Source organism: Vibrio chemaguriensis (assembly GCF_012275705.1).
Classification (GTDB): Bacteria; Pseudomonadota; Gammaproteobacteria; order Enterobacterales; family Vibrionaceae; genus Vibrio; species Vibrio diabolicus.
Window position 1 is genome coordinate 398,438 of record NZ_SHOE01000001.1, and the last position, 17,118, is coordinate 415,555.

16 protein-coding genes and 1 riboswitch are annotated in these 17,118 nt (G+C 45.7%); of the genes, 12 read left to right on the top strand and 4 right to left on the bottom strand.

Annotation, left to right across the window (positions count from 1 at the left end):
• Positions 1-64: 64 nt before the first annotated feature.
• On the bottom strand, positions 65-961 hold the full coding sequence (locus EX191_RS01840; RefSeq protein ID WP_150919158.1) for a YvcK family protein: 897 nt from the start codon (positions 959-961) through the stop codon (positions 65-67).
• Between the two features lie 175 nt (positions 962-1,136).
• A riboswitch (molybdenum cofactor riboswitch) is annotated at positions 1,137-1,271 on the top strand.
• On the opposite strand from EX191_RS01840, the gene moaA reads away from it, so the two are divergent.
• From moaA to EX191_RS01895, 11 genes are all read left to right on the top strand, one after another.
• On the top strand, positions 1,260-2,249 hold the full coding sequence (gene moaA, locus EX191_RS01845; protein ID WP_085342816.1) for a GTP 3',8-cyclase MoaA: 990 nt from the start codon (positions 1,260-1,262) through the stop codon (positions 2,247-2,249). (Overlaps the previous riboswitch by 12 nt.)
• A gap of 105 nt (positions 2,250-2,354) precedes the next feature.
• Positions 2,355-2,867: a molybdenum cofactor biosynthesis protein B gene (moaB, locus tag EX191_RS01850; protein WP_005396648.1), complete on the top strand. Its 513-nt coding sequence runs from the start codon at positions 2,355-2,357 to the stop codon at positions 2,865-2,867.
• 28 nt (positions 2,868-2,895) lie between these two features.
• Positions 2,896-3,375, top strand: a complete 480-nt coding sequence (gene moaC / locus EX191_RS01855) for a cyclic pyranopterin monophosphate synthase MoaC (RefSeq protein WP_005396647.1) — start codon at positions 2,896-2,898, stop codon at positions 3,373-3,375.
• A complete protein-coding gene (gene moaD, locus EX191_RS01860; RefSeq protein ID WP_005396646.1) occupies positions 3,372-3,629 on the top strand; it encodes a molybdopterin synthase sulfur carrier subunit in 258 nt (85 codons plus the stop codon). Before moaC ends, moaD begins: the two co-directional genes overlap by 4 nt.
• Position 3,630: 1 nt before the next feature.
• The gene (gene moaE, locus EX191_RS01865) at positions 3,631-4,086 is read left to right on the top strand and encodes a molybdopterin synthase catalytic subunit MoaE (protein WP_047010064.1); all 456 of its coding nucleotides are present in this window, start codon (positions 3,631-3,633) and stop codon (positions 4,084-4,086) included.
• 532 nt (positions 4,087-4,618) lie between these two features.
• Positions 4,619-6,295: an ABC transporter substrate-binding protein gene (locus tag EX191_RS01870; protein ID WP_193447029.1), complete on the top strand. Its 1,677-nt coding sequence runs from the start codon at positions 4,619-4,621 to the stop codon at positions 6,293-6,295.
• Between the two features lie 128 nt (positions 6,296-6,423).
• Entirely contained in the window at positions 6,424-7,344 is a 921-nt protein-coding gene (gene oppB, locus EX191_RS01875; protein WP_006742810.1) for an oligopeptide ABC transporter permease OppB, read from the top strand.
• Positions 7,345-7,359: 15 nt separating this feature from the next.
• The gene (gene oppC / locus EX191_RS01880; protein WP_005396642.1) at positions 7,360-8,262 is read left to right on the top strand and encodes an oligopeptide ABC transporter permease OppC; all 903 of its coding nucleotides are present in this window, start codon (positions 7,360-7,362) and stop codon (positions 8,260-8,262) included.
• 27 nt (positions 8,263-8,289) lie between these two features.
• Positions 8,290-9,261 carry an ABC transporter ATP-binding protein gene (gene oppD / locus EX191_RS01885; protein ID WP_005396641.1) on the top strand — a complete coding sequence of 324 codons (972 nt, stop codon included), beginning with the start codon at positions 8,290-8,292 and terminating at the stop codon, positions 9,259-9,261.
• A complete protein-coding gene (oppF, locus tag EX191_RS01890) occupies positions 9,240-10,253 on the top strand; it encodes a murein tripeptide/oligopeptide ABC transporter ATP binding protein OppF (RefSeq protein WP_006742812.1) in 1,014 nt (337 codons plus the stop codon). The genes oppD and oppF overlap by 22 nt, the downstream gene beginning before the upstream one ends.
• A gap of 167 nt (positions 10,254-10,420) precedes the next feature.
• Entirely contained in the window at positions 10,421-11,368 is a 948-nt protein-coding gene (locus tag EX191_RS01895; RefSeq protein ID WP_170902930.1) for a glutathione S-transferase family protein, read from the top strand.
• 113 nt (positions 11,369-11,481) lie between these two features.
• Here the strand turns inward: EX191_RS01895 and EX191_RS01900 are convergent, their stop codons facing one another.
• Positions 11,482-11,904, bottom strand: a complete 423-nt coding sequence (locus tag EX191_RS01900; protein ID WP_193447030.1) for a DUF7282 domain-containing protein — start codon at positions 11,902-11,904, stop codon at positions 11,482-11,484.
• Positions 11,905-12,190: 286 nt separating this feature from the next.
• Between EX191_RS01900 and EX191_RS01905 the strand changes: the two genes are divergently transcribed.
• Positions 12,191-13,468 carry an MgtC/SapB family protein gene (locus tag EX191_RS01905; protein WP_065646642.1) on the top strand — a complete coding sequence of 426 codons (1,278 nt, stop codon included), beginning with the start codon at positions 12,191-12,193 and terminating at the stop codon, positions 13,466-13,468.
• A gap of 111 nt (positions 13,469-13,579) precedes the next feature.
• Here EX191_RS01905 and pta read toward each other — a convergent pair whose 3' ends face one another.
• Both pta and EX191_RS01915 read right to left on the bottom strand, forming a co-directional pair.
• Positions 13,580-15,724 (bottom strand): phosphate acetyltransferase, encoded by a 2,145-nt coding sequence (gene pta, locus EX191_RS01910; protein ID WP_193447031.1) that lies wholly within the window; start codon positions 15,722-15,724, stop codon positions 13,580-13,582.
• A gap of 136 nt (positions 15,725-15,860) precedes the next feature.
• Positions 15,861-17,057 (bottom strand): acetate kinase, encoded by a 1,197-nt coding sequence (locus tag EX191_RS01915; protein WP_005396635.1) that lies wholly within the window; start codon positions 17,055-17,057, stop codon positions 15,861-15,863.
• Positions 17,058-17,118 lie beyond the last annotated feature (61 nt).

Genomic DNA, 17,118 nt, shown 5'->3' on the forward strand with positions numbered 1-17,118 from the left:
AGGGTTTTTTCATTGCTGACAGCGAGTAAACTTGAAGCTATCCCCTAGCTTTAGAGGGCTTTTTTTAAATTGAAAGCCTTAGCTGGTTTTCAATAGCGAGCTTGAGTTTATCTCGGTCGTGACGCCAATCTCGGTTCGACGAAGCTAACGATTCCGTCACTACATTCCACTGGCTCAATACTTCTTGCTCGGTTTCCTCTGCTAGAACCACGTCTATCTTCCTACCTTGGCAGGCACGCTCACACCATTCTAATTTTTGTGCCATGGTCATTCGTCCGGCTGGGCCGTACTCCGGGCTCAAGTTGGCAACGAAAATGACTTTTGCTTTCTCATTGGCGGCAATGGCTTTGCCGAGCTCAGGCAACAGCAAAGGAGGCATGATGCTGGTTAAAAAGCTGCCAGGACCAAGAATAATAGCGTCTGCTTCTGCAAGTGCAGTCACCGCTTCTTTAGTTGCAGGAACTTCTGGTGATAGATCGAGACGGCGTAAATCGGTGTCCATCTCGTCTACATTCGTTTCTCCCGTGACCCACTTTCCATCCACGGATAACGCGGAAAGATCGGAAGGGTGTTCAGACATAGGAAGAATGTTAACGTCGACTTTTAACATGTTTCGAATCAGATTGATGGCATCTAACGGTCTGACCGATAAGTTATCGAGCGCCGTAAGCATCAAGTTGCCGAGGTTATGACCATCAAGCTCGCCAGTACCTTTGAAGCGATATTCAAACATCATTGAACTGATCGACGGCTCTGTGATCAGCTGATTAATGCAGTTCCGTGTGTCGCCCCAGGCGATTCCACCTTGGCAGTGACGAATTCTTCCTGTTGAGCCACCATTGTCTGTTGTGGCGACAATGCCAGTTGCATTGCCGCCAAAATCCCGTAGTGCGGCCAACATTCGACCTAAGCCATGACCACCGCCAACAGCGACCACTTTTTTATCCGTGTAGATATTCATTACGTTCTTCTAATAATCTTGTAAAAAACGGCTACAATTTATCTTAAGGAGTGCTTGAAAGGTACTCACTTAGCGGTAAATTGTGTCTCTAGAGAGTTTTTTATCACTCAAGTCTGGATTCCAGTACAAATATTAAGTATTTTACACCGCAAAGCTATCAGAGGTTTCATATCTCTGGTTGCCATAACTCCGAGCTCACTATTGCTAAGTCCAAGGATAAGCGTTTTGAGCCAGTGGCGTACTGTCACAAGGGCATGATTGGAAATGGCCATGCCTCCCGTGTTTGGAAAGGTGTTCCGTGGCGCAACAATTCGAAGACAAATTTCATCGTAAGTTCTATTACTTGCGTCTGTCTGTGACCGACGTATGTAATTTCAAATGTACCTATTGCCTTCCTGATGGCTATAAGCCTTCGGGCAATAAAAACTCGTCTTTTTTATCTCTTCCTGAAATCAAACGGGTCGTAAAAGCGTTTGCTGATTGTGGCACGTCAAAAGTGCGCATTACTGGCGGTGAACCAAGTTTACGCAAAGATTTTACCGACATTATCCACTCAGTGGCGACGACGCCTGGTATCCAAAAAGTTGCAACGACGACCAATGGTTACCGCATGGCGAAGCAAGTCGCAGACTGGCGTGAAGCGGGCTTAACTCACATCAACGTTAGCGTGGACAGCCTTGATCCGCGCATGTTCCATCAAATCACGGGTGAAAATAAGTTCACTGAGGTGATGAATGGTATCGAGCGTGCGTTTGAAGTTGGTTATGAGCAAGTCAAAGTTAATGTGGTTTTGATGAAAGATCTTAACCATCAAGAACTGCCAGCATTTCTCAACTGGATAAAAGATCGTCCAATCCAACTGCGCTTCATCGAGTTGATGCAAACGGGTGAGATGGATGATTTATTCAATAAGCATCATGTGTCCGGCGTAGCAATTCGTAATCAGTTGATTGCGAACGGTTGGCTGCTTAAAGTGCGCTCTCATAATGACGGCCCCGCGCAAGTGTTTGTTCATCCAGATTACAAGGGTGAAATTGGCCTGATCATGCCTTATGAAAAAGACTTTTGTGAGAGCTGCAACCGACTACGCGTCTCTGCGATGGGTAAGCTGCATCTGTGTTTGTTTGGAGATCACGGTGTAGAACTGCGTGATCTACTGGAATGTGATGAGCAAGAAAGTGAGCTTATTGAACGCATCCAAGCGCAGTTACAAACTAAGTCGGTGAGCCACTTCTTGCACGATGGTAATACGGGTATGACGCCACATCTGGCGTCTATCGGCGGCTAAATCAACTCAAATTTTGTAGGGAAAGCTTATTTATAGGCTAGCTTTCCCTCGCTTTTCTAGAATCGATACCAAACGTATCAAAGTTAAAAGAGAATAGGTGAACACATGGGTCACGCTGAAAGCAAATTTCAACCTGCAAATATTGCCGTTCTAACGGTATCTGACACTCGTACCGAAGAAAACGATACCTCTGGTCGCTACCTTGTTGAACACGCTCAAGAAGCGGGTCACAATGTTGTCGATAAGCAAATTGTTATTGATGACATGTACAAAATTCGCGCAATTGTTTCTCAGTGGATTGCGGACGACAATGTTCAAGCGATCATGATTACTGGTGGTACAGGGTTCACGTCACGTGACAGCACGCCAGAAGCGCTGAAGCCTCTGTTTGATAAAGAAGTAGAAGGTTTTGGTGAGTTATTCCGCATGGTGTCTTACGAAGAAATTGGTACGTCAACGATCCAATCGCGTGCAATTGCAGGTTTTGCTAACCATACAGTTATCTTCGCAATGCCTGGTTCAACAGGCGCGTGCCGCACTGGCTGGACGAAGATCATCAAGCAGCAGTTAGATGCAAGCCATCGCCCTTGTAACTTCATGCCGCACCTATCTGTATAACCCCTTTCCTAAAAGCGAAGGAAAAACAATGACTCAATTTACCCATATCAACGCATCTGGCGAAGCTAACATGGTCGACGTGTCTGCAAAAGCTGAAACGGTTCGTGAAGCACGTGCAGAAGCATTTGTTCACATGGCCCCAGAAACCTTGCAACTGATTGTTTCCGGGCAGCATCATAAAGGTGATGTGTTCGCGACGGCTCGAATTGCTGGTATCCAAGCTGCAAAGAAAACGTGGGATTTGATTCCACTTTGTCATCCTCTGTTGCTTTCTAAAGTCGAAGTTCAGTTGGAGGCTATTGAGTCAGAAAACAAAGTTCGTATTGAATCTGTTTGTAAGCTTGCAGGTAAAACGGGCGTAGAAATGGAAGCGCTCACGGCGGCTTCTGTTGCTGCACTGACGATTTACGATATGTGTAAAGCGGTGCAAAAAGATATGGTTATCGGTCAAGTTCGTCTCCTAGAAAAGACGGGTGGAAAATCTGGACACTTCAAGGCGGAATCATGATTAAAGTACTTTTTTTTGCTCAGACTCGTGAGCTGATTGGTATCGACAGTGTCGAATTAGATGATCAATTTGAAACGGTTGAAGCGATTCGCGCACATCTCGTGGAAGAGGGCGCTGATAAAAATGGTAAGTGGGATTTGGCTTTAGAGCCAGGAAAGCTACTTGCTGCTGTTAATCAATCTATTGTCCCACTTGACACCGAAGTAAAAGCGGGGGATGAAGTTGCATTTTTCCCACCGGTAACTGGAGGTTAAGATGGATCCACGCGTCTCTGTACAAGTTGAAGACTTTTCCGTTGATCACGAATATCAACGTTTATCCGAAAGTACGGCTGCTGGTGCTGTCGTAACATTCATTGGTAAAGTTCGAGATATGAACCTTGGCGATAATGTTGTTGGTTTGCACTTGGAACACTACCCAGGCATGACTGAGAAGAGCTTGAGCGACATTTGCGATCAAGCTGAATCACGTTGGCCATTATTGGGCGTACGCGTGATTCATCGCGTTGGTGACATGGATAGCGGTGATCAAATCGTCTTTGTTGGTGTTTCAAGTGCACACCGTGGAGCAGCATTTGATGCTTGCGAGTTCATTATGGACTACTTGAAAACCAAAGCACCATTTTGGAAGAAAGAACGCACGACGAGTGAAGATCGTTGGATTGAGTCGCGCGATACTGATCACCAAGCTGCGCAGCGTTGGGAAAAATAGAACCCACTCCTCATTCTAGTGAAAAAAGCTAAGTGTCAATGGCACTTAGCTTTTTTTGTACTTATCTTCATAATTCTGCTCATTTGACTTCAACACAACCCGTACTCGCTCTGGTGATATTCTTCACAATAAAAGTTTTTAGCCCAATATATAAACAATTATTTGTTAGACTTCATTTGTCATAAATGTTAAATAATATGTAAATATCTAGCATAAGATGCTATCAAATGGTTTAAATGTAGATTAATCGAAAGTTCTGTCTGTGGAATGTCGCTTCTGGTCTCCATTTGGCTGGTGAATACTTTTTGATTAGAGTTTACTGCTAGATATGTGTGGTTTAGTCAGGATTATTGGTTTTTTTGCTACATTTTTATGGCAAATTACTTCAATGATTGCTAATGTGTGCCGCAGTCTTTGTAAGGTTTTAGGCTTTTGTGCTCAGAAAACGCACTAAAAAAATCTAAAACTCTGACCGTTCCAGGCCCTTACAAAGAAGTCATGGATGCTAACGAAAAAATTTGGAGTTTTACGCATGTATAAGAATAAAATCACGCGCGCTTTATTTATTGGTGCTGGTCTTTCTCTCGCTTTAGCTGGTTGTGGCGAAAAGCCTGCAGAGAAACAAGCTGCTGAGCCTGCTCCGGCTCCAGCCCCTGAAGCTAAATCTGATTCTAAAGAGCCAAAACTTGCTGCTGTTCAAGAATTGGTGCGTGGTAACGGTACAGAAGTTGCGACAATAGACCCTCATAAATCTCAAGGTGTTCCAGAATCCCACGTGATTCGCGATCTTCTTGAAGGCCTAGTAAACCAAGATGCGGACGGTAACACTATCCCTGGTGTTGCAGAATCTTGGGAAACTGAAGACAACAAAACATACACTTTCCACCTACGTGAAGACGCAAAATGGTCTAACGGTGATCCTGTTACTGCAGGTGATTTTGTATACAGCTTCCAACGCGCAGTCGACCCAGCAACCGCTTCTCCATACGCTTGGTACATGGAATACACCAAGATGAAGAACGCAAAAGACATTGTTGCGGGTAAAAAAGACAAGAGTGAGTTGGGTGTTAAAGCGGTTGACGACCACACGTTAGTGGTTGAGCTAGACACTGCTGTACCATACTTTGTGATGATGATGGGCCACACAACAGTGAAGCCTGTTCACCAAGCAACCGTTGAAAAGTTCGGCGATCAATGGACGAAGCCTGAGAACTTTGTAGGTAACGGTGCTTATGTTGTTGACAACTGGGTTGTAAACGAGCGTTTAGTTCTAAAACGTAACGAACAATACTGGGACAACGAAAACACGACGCTTGATCAAGTTACTTTCCTACCAATCGAAAACCAAGTAGCGGAAATGAACCGCTTCCTAGCAGGTGAAATCGACTTCACGAATGAACTGCCTACAGAGCACTTCAAGCGTTTGAAGCAAGAGCATCCAGAAGACGTGTCTGTATCGGGTAACTTGTGTACTTACTACTACATCTTCAACACGAAGAAAAAGCCGTTTGATGATGTTCGCGTACGTAAAGCGATTTCTTATGCGATTGACCGTAATATCGTGACTGATGCGATCCTAGCACAGGGTCAAAAGCCAGCTTATTTCCTAACGCCTGAAATCACGGCGGGTTTCAACCCAGAAATCCCTGCATACGGCAAAATGACGCAAGAAGAGCGTAACGCTGAAGCGGCGCGTCTATTGGAAGAAGCGGGTTACGGCGCAGACAACCCTCTTGAATTTAACCTTCTATACAACACGTCAGAGAACCACAAGAAACTTGCGGTTGCACTGGGTTCAATGTGGAAGAAGACGCTTGGTCTAGACGTTACGCTAGAAAACCAAGAGTGGAAAACTTACCTATCTACCAAAGATTCTGGCAACTTTGAGGTTGCTCGTGCAGGTTGGTGTGGCGACTACAACGAAGCTTCATCTTTCCTAACGCTGATGATGAGTAATAACACTACTGGTGGTATTCACTACGACAGCAAAGAGTACGATGCAATCATGAACAAAGCATTTGCTTCAACTTCTGACGAAGAGCGTCAAGCGCTTTACCTAGAAGCAGAGAAGTTGATGGCAAAAGATATGCCAATCGCACCTATCTACCAGTACGTGAAATCACGTCTAATATCACCGAAAGTTGGTGGCTTCCCAGTCAATAACGCGGAAGACAAGATTTACTCTAAAGATCTCTACATCACAGAGTAATTCGTAACTCGATAGAACTATAAAAATGAGGCTCTACATGTGAGAAATTGCATGTAGCGCCTATCTTTAGTCCAAAAGAATTGGACGATTTCTTTAATTTAACTGTCACAGACTGAAAGAGTGAGTTTATGCTTAAATTCATCGCAAAAAGGATATTTGAGGCGATCCCAACAATGTTGGTTTTGATCACCGTATCTTTCTTTCTTATGCGCTTTGCACCGGGAAACCCTTTCTCGACAGAGCGTCCATTGCCACCCGAAGTAATGGCAAATATCGAAGCTAAATATGGCTTAGATAAACCTGTATTTGAACAATACACCACGTATTTGACCAATGTTATCCAAGGGGATTTCGGACCGTCATTTAAATACCTTGATTACTCGGTTAACGAGCTGATCGCGGTTGCCTTACCGGTTTCGGCTAAAGTGGGCTTCATCGCCTTTATCTTTACCCTGATTATGGGGGTTACCGTCGGTACCATTGCTGCGCTCAAGCAGAATACTTGGATTGATTACACCATCATGTCGACAGCGATGCTCGGCGTGGTAATGCCTTCTTTTGTATTGGCACCTGCGCTTATCTATCTATTCTCGCTTCACTGGAATATCTTCCCTGCGGGCGGTTGGCAAGATGGTAGCTGGCAGTATTTAGTGCTTCCTGTCATTGGTATGTCACTACTGTATGTTGCAACCTTCGCTCGTATTACACGTGGTTCGATGATCGAAACCCTAAACAGTAACTTTATTCGTACGGCTCGTGCTAAAGGTCTAAGCTACCGTTACATCATCATCAAGCACGCTCTTAAGCCGGCACTTCTCCCTGTTGTTTCTTACATGGGGCCTGCTTTCGTAGGTATCATCACCGGTTCTGTTGTTATCGAAACCATTTTTGGTCTACCAGGTATTGGTAAGCTATTCGTTAATGCTGCGTTTAACCGTGACTACTCGCTAGTAATGGGTGTAACCATCCTGATTGGTTTCCTATTCATTTTATTCAACGCGATTGTAGATATTCTACTTGCAATGATTGACCCGAAAATTCGCTACTAACAGGGACGTTTGGTTATGTTAACGAAAAAAGAAAACCTAGAAGCGATTGAGAAGTTCTCCGAAAACTTGGAGATTGAAGGTCGCAGTCTTTGGCAAGATGCTCGTATCCGTTTTATGCGCAACAAAGCGGCAATGGTGAGCTTATTCCTTCTTGTTCTAATGACGTTGGCGGTGATTATTCTGCCAATGATCGCACCGCACACCTTTGATGATACTGACTGGTACGCGATGCACGTTGCACCGAATGCTGACCATTGGTTTGGTACCGACAGCTTAGGTCGTGACTTATACGTACGCACGCTAATCGGCGGTCGTATTTCGTTGATGGTGGGGGTCATGGGTGCCTTTGTAGCCGTACTGATTGGTACGCTCTATGGCGCAGCATCTGGTTTTATCGGTGGTAAAGTTGACCGTGTGATGATGCGTATTCTAGAGATTTTGTACGCGGTACCGTTTATGTTCCTAGTTATCGTACTTGTGACATTCTTCGGTCGTAACATCATGCTGATCTTTGTCGCGATTGGTGCTATCGCATGGCTAGATATGGCGCGTATCGTACGTGGTCAGACACTCAGCTTACGTAGCAAAGAGTTCATCGAAGCTGCACATGTATGTGGTGTTAGCAACTGGAAAATTATCACTCGTCATATCGTGCCGAACGTACTGGGTATTGTAGCGGTTTACTCTACGCTGCTTATCCCGAGCATGATCCTGACGGAGTCATTCCTATCATTCCTTGGTCTTGGTGTTCAGGAACCGATGACAAGTTGGGGCGCGCTTCTACAAGAAGGTGCACAGACAATGGAAGTGGCAATCTGGCAGCTGGCATTCCCAGCAGTGTTCATGGTTGTGACGCTATTCTGCTTCAACTACGTTGGTGACGGCCTGCGCGATGCGCTGGATCCAAAAGACAGATAATTAAAAGATAAGATTAAGGAAGCAATGATGAGCTTATTAGATGTCAAAGATCTGCGCGTCGAATTCACCACGCAAGATGGTATCGTAACCGCAGTAAACGATTTGAACTTCTCTCTCAACCAAGGCGAAACCTTAGGCATCGTTGGAGAGTCGGGATCAGGTAAATCTCAAACCGTATTCGCAATCATGGGCCTTTTGGCTAAAAACGGTATTATCTCTGGTAGCGCAAAGTTTGAAGGCAAAGAAATCTTAAACTTACCAGAAAAAGAACTGAACAAAGTTCGCGCTGAACAGATTGCAATGATCTTCCAAGACCCAATGACATCGCTGAACCCTTACATGAAGGTAAGTGACCAGTTGATGGAAGTGCTTATGCTGCATAAAGGTATGGGCAAAGCGGAAGCATTTGAAGAATCAGTACGCATGCTGGAAGCGGTGAAAATCCCTGAAGCGCGTAAGCGTATCACGATGTACCCGCATGAGTTTTCAGGCGGTATGCGTCAGCGTGTAATGATCGCGATGGCGTTGTTATGTCGCCCTAAACTGCTTATTGCCGATGAGCCAACAACTGCACTTGATGTGACGGTTCAAGCACAGATCATGGACCTGCTTAATGAGCTTAAAGACGAGTTCAACACGGCGATCATCATGATCACGCACGACCTTGGTGTTGTTGCAGGTTCGTGTGACAAAGTGCTGGTGATGTATGCAGGTCGTACGATGGAGTACGGCAACGTAAACGAAATCTTCTATAATCCAAGCCACCCTTATGCAGAGGGGCTGCTGAAGGCGATTCCTCGCCTTGATACGGAAGGTGAAATTCTACCAACCATTCCTGGTAATCCACCAAACTTGCTTCGTCTACCACCGGGCTGCCCTTATCAAGAGCGTTGTCACCGAGTGATGGATCGTTGTAAGCGTGAAGCGCCAATTCTGACTCCATTTGGTGATGGCCGTCAGCGCGCATGTTTTTCTGAATGGGAGGCTTGGAACAAATGAACGCAGTAGATAAAAAGCTAATTCTGGACATTTCAGAGCTGAAAGTTCACTTCAGCATTGCGTCAAAATCGGCATGGCCGTGGTCAAAGCCTTCAAGCCTAAAAGCGGTTGATGGGGTGAACGTTCGACTATACGAAGGGGAAACACTTGGTGTAGTAGGCGAGTCAGGTTGTGGTAAATCGACGTTTGCGCGCGCCATCATCGGTCTTGTTGAAGCGACGGATGGCGAAGTAGTTTGGTTGGGTCAAGATCTAACTAAGATGAAAGACGTCCAACGTCGTGAAACGCGTAAAGAAATCCAAATGATTTTCCAAGATCCTTTGGCTTCTCTTAACCCACGTATGACGGTTGGCGACATTATTGCTGAGCCTCTTGAAACGTTCTACCCAGAACTGTCTAAGCAGGAAGTGAAAGACCGCGTTAAAGAGATGATGGCGAAAGTGGGTCTACTACCAAATGTGATCAACCGTTATCCGCACGAGTTCTCGGGTGGTCAGTGCCAGCGTATCGGTATTGCGCGTGCGCTTATCCTTAAGCCTAAGATGATCATCTGTGATGAACCCGTATCGGCGCTTGATGTATCTATTCAAGCTCAGGTTGTTAACCTGCTTAAAGAGATTCAAAAAGAACTAGGCCTTTCTCTGGTATTCATTGCGCATGACTTGTCAGTGGTTAAACATATCTCAGATCGTGTTTTGGTCATGTACTTGGGTAATGCTGTCGAACTCGGTGAGGCGGAGGCGCTGTTTGCTGATCCTAAGCACCCATATACACGCGCATTGATGTCAGCGGTTCCGATTCCGGACCCGAACATTGAGCGCAGTAAGAAAATCCAAATGCTGGAAGGCGACCTTCCTTCGCCGATCAGTCCACCATCGGGTTGTGTGTTCCGCACTCGTTGCCCACAAGCAACCGAAGAGTGTGCGAAGACGAAGCCAACGATTCAAGGTAACGACGTTCACGCGGTATCTTGTTTACACGTTAGTGTATAAATTCAGCCTGTGACGGGCTTAAGCGCGACACCTTTATCGGGTCGCGCTTTTTTTATGCATCTGATTTATACATTCGAATTTCTTGAACATGATGTCCTAAGTTCAGTGATTTTCTGTTTGATAGGAAACGCTAATATAGACATAAACAGAATGAGAGGAGCGCAATCATGGGTAAGTTGGTCGAAGGTGTTTGGCATGACGTCTGGTATGACACAAAATCAAATGGTGGCAAATTTGTGCGTGAAGATGCCGGATTCCGTAACTGGGTTAAAAACGAACCTGATGCGGAGTTTAAACCAGAGTCTGGTCGATACCATTTGTATGTCTCTCTTGCTTGTCCTTGGGCACACCGAACGCTCATCTTCCGCAAGCTGAAAGGCTTAGAACCACATATTGATGTCACGGTTGTTTGCCCTGATATGTTAAGCCAAGGCTGGCAAATGGGGCTTCCTGAGCCACTATTTGGTCACACTCGTATGCACCAAATCTACACGCAGGCCAAACCAGATTACACAGGCCGTGTAACTGTGCCTGTGCTTTGGGATAAAAAGACCAATACGATCGTGTCGAATGAGTCGTCAGAAATTATTCGTATGTTTAACTCGGAGTTCAATGAGTTAACAGGAAACCACGATGACTATTATCCAGAACAGCTAAAGCATGTTATTGACGAATGGAACGATTTTGTTTATCCAAACGTCAACAATGGAGTGTATCGCTGTGGTTTTGCGACCACGCAAGAGGCATATGAAGAAGCATTCGATTCTTTATTCGCTGCGCTAGATAAAATCGATTCGCACCTAGCGACGCATCGTTATTTAGCGGGGAATACTATTACCGAGGCTGATTGGCGTTTGTTTACGACTCTGATCCGTTTCGATGCCGTGTATGTGGGCCACTTCAAATGTAACAAGCAGCGCATCGCAGACTACGAAAATATTCAAGGATACTTAAAAGAGCTGTATCAAGTCGAAGGCGTCGAAGAAACCACGGATTTCTACCATATTAAACGTCACTACTATTTCAGCCACACTGGGATTAACCCGACGCAAGTCGTACCCAAAGGGCCTGATTTAGACTTAAACTCTCCTCATGGAAGAGAAATAATTAGCTAGTTTGCTACCTCCATCAGAAATGAAAAAGTACTTAACGGTTAGCAATATCGTTAAGTACTTTGATGCCAACTAAATACTAGGAGCAGGAGAGTGACTCTTAAGTGTGCGCTCGTCTACTTAGCGCGTACGACGTCCATCACTAATTTTCCGTCGACTTTTACAGGGCCATCTTCTTTGGCTCCGAGTGTATATTCAAATACGCCAGTCTTCATTCCCCCTTTTTCTCCGTGGACCATTAGCATCAGCATGTCGCCAGACTCAACCGGTTCCATCAAAATTGCATTCACGTTCTCATTCTGTCCCATCTTTAGTGGGGCATAGCCGATAACAGGGCCAGGCTTCATTGATTCGTCTGTTCGGTGGACTACCATCCATCCGTTGTCGTCAGCATGAGCCATTTTTGCGGTTACCGTTCCTCCGGACATATCTTGATCAACGCCTTTAATGCTTGGGGCAGAAAAGCTGAATGAAGAAAAACTGAACAGAAATGCAGCTAAACCAAGCTTTATCAGTGAGTTGTTGATGGAGTTGTTCATATGTATTCCTTACTTATGTGTGAGTTTGCTTAATAGCGGTCCATCTTCGTTACGTAGTTCTAGTAAGAAAGTTCAGTTGAAATGTAAATAATGCTGATAAATTGAACAGGGAGGGCCGCTTCGTTCTATTACGTTTTGGTGGTAGATAAAAGAATAATGAAATTATAAGACGCAATGGTAAGCAGGGAACCGGGGCCATTTTCTGATTATCCTCTCATCGTCACAGCTTCTTACCCATATTCAAATAAACTAATGATATAACAACCGCTTTTTAACGGGGTGATGCATGGATATCAATGAGTTTGTCAGTGGCGAGCATCTAATTTGGAATCTGCTTATTGCTCTATTACTAGGGGCAATTGTTGGCACCCAACGTGGCTGGGTGATGCGCAATAGCGTAGAAGGCAGTCGTGTAGCAGGCATTCGTACTTTTTCTTTAGTCGGTTTACTCGGTGGTTTAGTTGGCATTCTCGCCAACATCTATACACCTTTACTCATTGGTTTTGCGCTTATCGCTTTAGTCATCCTCACTTGCATCGCTTTTGTTATACAGCAGAAAAAGAGCGGAGATGTGAGCATCACTGGCGTGGTTAGTATCATGGTGGTGTTTGTTCTGGGTAACCTTACCGTGTCGGGTGAGGCTGTTTTGGCTGCAGCAGCGGCCGTTATTACCGCGGTGGTGCTTGATAACAAAAGAGAGCTACATCAAGCGCTACAAAAACTGCAAGAGTATGAGTTAGACGCAGCACTGCGTTTATTACTTATCTCGATAGTCATGTTACCACTGTTACCAAATCAATCTTACGGCCCTTGGAATGCACTTAACCCGTATGAGATTTGGTGGATGGTTGTGCTGATCGCTAGTATCTCTTTTGTCGGTTATTTTGCGATAAAGATCGGCGGGGCGAAGCGAGGTATTTTGTTTACGTCTGTATTTGCGGGGCTTAGCTCTTCGACAGCATTAACATTGCAGTTTTCCCATCTTTCTCGTGAGCAAGCGAGCATCAGCCCGTTACTCGCTAGTGGTATTCTTTTGAGCTGCGGAACCATGTTCCCTCGTTTACTTATCGTACTGTCTGTTATCAATCCACAATTAGTGAAACTGCTTTGGCCAATTGTGATGGCGATGATGGTTGCGCTGTACATTCCGGCATGGTGGATTTGGCGCAGAAGTGAAGTTGAGCAGATTGAGCAATCAAATAAGCAAACGAACCCTCTTGCTTTGCAGTCGGCACTGTTCTTTGGCCTCGTGTTGGCGGTGATTATGCTGCTTGCTCATGCTTTGTCTGACTGGTTCGGCAACGCGGGTGTGTTGATCCTTTCTGCTTTATCAGGGATTACTGACGTTGATGCGATCTCGTTAACCCTCGGACGTCAAAGTACGCAAACATTAAGCGTGACCACTGCTGCGTTAGGCATTTTGATTGCCGCTTCGGTTAATACCATTGTGAAAATGGGGATGGTCATCGCGATAGGGGATAAGAAGCTTTGGCGCCGAATCGCACCCGTGATGACAGGTTGTGTTGTGGTTGGGGCTGGGGTATTTATGGCGCTGTATTCGTAAGAGCGTATTAGTGCTATTGCTCATAGCCTCTTTGCTGTGTGGCCAACAATAGAAAAAGCCCTCGACGAATCGAGGGCTTTGGATAGTTGTCCAACTAGATGTCAGAAGCGATTATTTAGCTTCTTGGTCTGCTTGGATTGCTGTTAGAGCGATTGTGTACACGATATCGTCTACTAGCGCGCCACGAGACAAGTCGTTTACAGGCTTGCGCATACCTTGCAGCATTGGACCGATAGAAACTAGGTCAGCTGAACGTTGTACCGCTTTGTAAGTCGTGTTACCCGTGTTTAGGTCTGGGAATACGAATACTGTCGCTTTACCTGCTACTGGAGAGTTAGGCGCTTTAGACGCTGCCACGTTTTCCATGATAGCTGCGTCGTACTGTAGAGGACCGTCGATCACTAGATCAGGACGCTTCTCTTTCGCGATGCGAGTTGCTTCACGTACTTTATCAACGTCTGCACCCTTACCAGATTCACCAGTAGAGTAAGAGATCATAGCAACGCGAGGGTCGATACCGAATGCTGCTGCAGAGTCAGCAGATTGGATAGCGATTTCAGCAAGCTGTTCAGCGGTTGGATCTGGGTTGATCGCACAGTCACCGTAAACCAGTACTTGATCAGGCAGAAGCATGAAGAATACTGAAGATACGATAGACGCATTTGGTGCAGTCTTGATGATTTGGAACGGAGGAACGATAGTGTTCGCCGTAGTATGAACAGCACCAGAAACTAGGCCGTCAACTTCGTCGTTCTCAAGCATCATTGTGCCTAGGAATACTGAATCTTGTAGCTTCTCACGAGCCACAACTTCAGTCATGCCTTTCGCACCGCGCAGCTCAACTAGACGAGCAACGTAGTTTTCACGAACAGCATCGGCATCGATGATGGTTACGCCAGTACCTAGCTCAACGCCTTGTTGAGCTGCTACGCGACGGATTTCATCTGGGTTACCTAGAAGCACACAGTCTGCAATGCCGCGTTCAGCACAGATTGCTGCCGCTTTAACAGTACGTGGTTCGTCACCTTCTGGAAGAACGATACGCTTGCCTGCTTTACGAGCAAGTTCAGTTAGCTGGTAACGGAACGCTGGTGGGCTTAGACGACGAGACTTCTGAGTACCTTCAGTCATTGACTCGATCCAGTTACCGTCGATGTGACCAGCAACGTGCTCGTTGATGAACTCGATACGCTCTTTATCGTCTGCAGGTACTTCGATGCTGAAGCTCTGTAGGTTTAGAGATGTCTGCCAAGTGTTACCTTGTGCTTTGAAGATAGGTAGACCAGTGTCGAACGCTGGTTTACATAGACCTTCGATTTCGCGAGGGATGTCGTAACCGCCAGTTAGCAGTACAGCACCAATATCCACACCGTTCATTGCAGCAAGAGAAGCAGCAACGATAACATCAGGACGGTCTGCAGAAGTAACAAGTAGAGAGCCAGGTTTGAAATGCTCAATCATGTTTGGCAGAGAACGTGCACAGAAAGTGATGCTCTTGATGCGACGAGTGTTGATGTCACCTTCGTTGATGATATCTGCTTTCAGGTGCTTAGCCATGTCGATTGCACGAGTCGCAATCAGATCAATGCTCCATGGCACGCAACCTAGTACACGAATTGGAGAAGTGTTGAAGATTTCCATCACTTTCAATTCGTTTTGTTTCGCGCTATCTGCATCGTCAAAGATTTCAGATAGGTCAGGGCGAGTACGGCCAGCTTCGTCAACAGGAGCGTTTAGCTTGTTGATGATAACGCCAGAGATGTTTTTGTTCTTAGTGCCGCCGAAGTTAGAACATGCTACTTCGATACGCTCTTTCAGTTGCGCTGGGTTATCAGTACCTGGAGTCGCAACTAGCACGATTTCTGCACCAAGTGTTGCCGCGATTTCCGCGTTTACTTGGTTTGCAAATGGGTGCTTACGAGTAGGTACAAGACCTTCGATTAGCGTAACGTCTGCGTCTTTGTTGATTTGGTTGTAACGTTCAACAACGGTTTCTAGCAGCTCGTCCATGTTGTCGTTACCGATTAGGCTTTCAGCAACAGACATCGCCATTGGTTCACCGATCTTCATATCGCTGTTGTGGCCAACGATAGTTGAAGTCAGATCTGGCTGCTCACCACCTGAACGTGGCTGACAGATTGGCTTGTAGAAAGAAACTTTAACGCCTTTACGCTCCATAGCGCGAAGAACACCCATGCTAACGCTTGTTAGGCCAACGCCTGCGCTAGTAGGGATAAGCATAATAGTACGAGACATTCGTAGAGTACCTTTAGCTATTTGGGGGATAAAAGCTCAACTCTTATTCCATGAAGCTCGAAGAATAGGAGTTGAGCCCCTAAGAAATTCGTTTGAATGAAAATCTGGCTAGCCGAGTGGCTAGCCAGTAATTCAATTAAAGACCTGTCAGGCGTGCAGTGTCTTCAGCGATGACTAGCTCTTCGTTAGTAGAGATAACCATTGCAGGGATACGGCTGTTTTCAGTCGTGATAACGCCTTCGCCGCCAAAGCGAGCTTTAAGGTTAGCTTCGCTATCTACTTCGATACCGAAGATGCCAAGACGGTTTAGAACCATTTCACGGATAGGGCCAGAGTTCTCGCCGATACCGCCAGTGAAAGTGATTGCGTCTAGACGACCGTCCATTGAAGCAGTGTAGCCAGCTACGTACTTAGCTAGACGGTGGCAGAACACGTCCATTGCGCGTGTTGCTTCTTCTTTCTCACCGTAGTTGTCTTCAACGAAACGACAGTCAGAAGTCACTTCAGTTAGACCTTGAAGACCAGACTCTTTAGTTAGCATCGTGTTGATTTGATCAACAGAGTAACCTAGAGCGTCGTGTAGGTGGAAGATGATCGCAGGGTCGATGTCGCCACAGCGAGTACCCATTACTAGACCTTCAAGTGGAGTAAGACCCATAGAAGTGTCTACAGATTGACCGTTCTTGATCGCACATACAGATGCGCCGTTACCTAGGTGACAGTTGATGATGTTTACTTCTTCAACTGGTTTGTTTAGTAGGCCTGCAACTTCACGAGTGATGAACAAGTGAGAAGTACCGTGCATGCCGTAACGACGGATACCGTGTTCTTTGTATAGGTTGTATGGAAGAGCGTATAGGTAAGACTCTTCAGGCATAGTTTGGTGGAACGCAGTGTCAAATACAGCAACGTTTTTCAGCTCTGGGAAGTTTTTCTTAGCCGCTTCGATACCGATGATGTGAGCAGGGTTATGAAGAGGTGCAAATGTTGCAGCGTCTTGAATACCTTTTAGAACTTCATCAGTGATTAGTGCAGATTGAGTGAACTGCTCGCCGCCGTGAACGATACGGTGACCGATTGCGCCTAGGTTAGCTTTAAGCTCTGGCTTAGAAGCAAGAATAGTTTCTACCATAAACGCTAGTGCTTCTTCGTGAGCTGCACCATTGCCTAGTTGAGCTTCGTGCTTGCCATCAAGTTTCCACTTGATGCGAGCTTCAGGAAGGTGAAGACACTCAGCAAGACCTGATAAGTGCTCGTCGCCGTTCTCGGCATCAACAACGGCAAATTTAAGAGAAGAACTACCGCAGTTTAAAACTAAAACTAGCTTAGACATGTATGACTACCTGTTATTCGTCTGATAAAAAATCAGTTAAAGAATGAAAAATTAATCACAA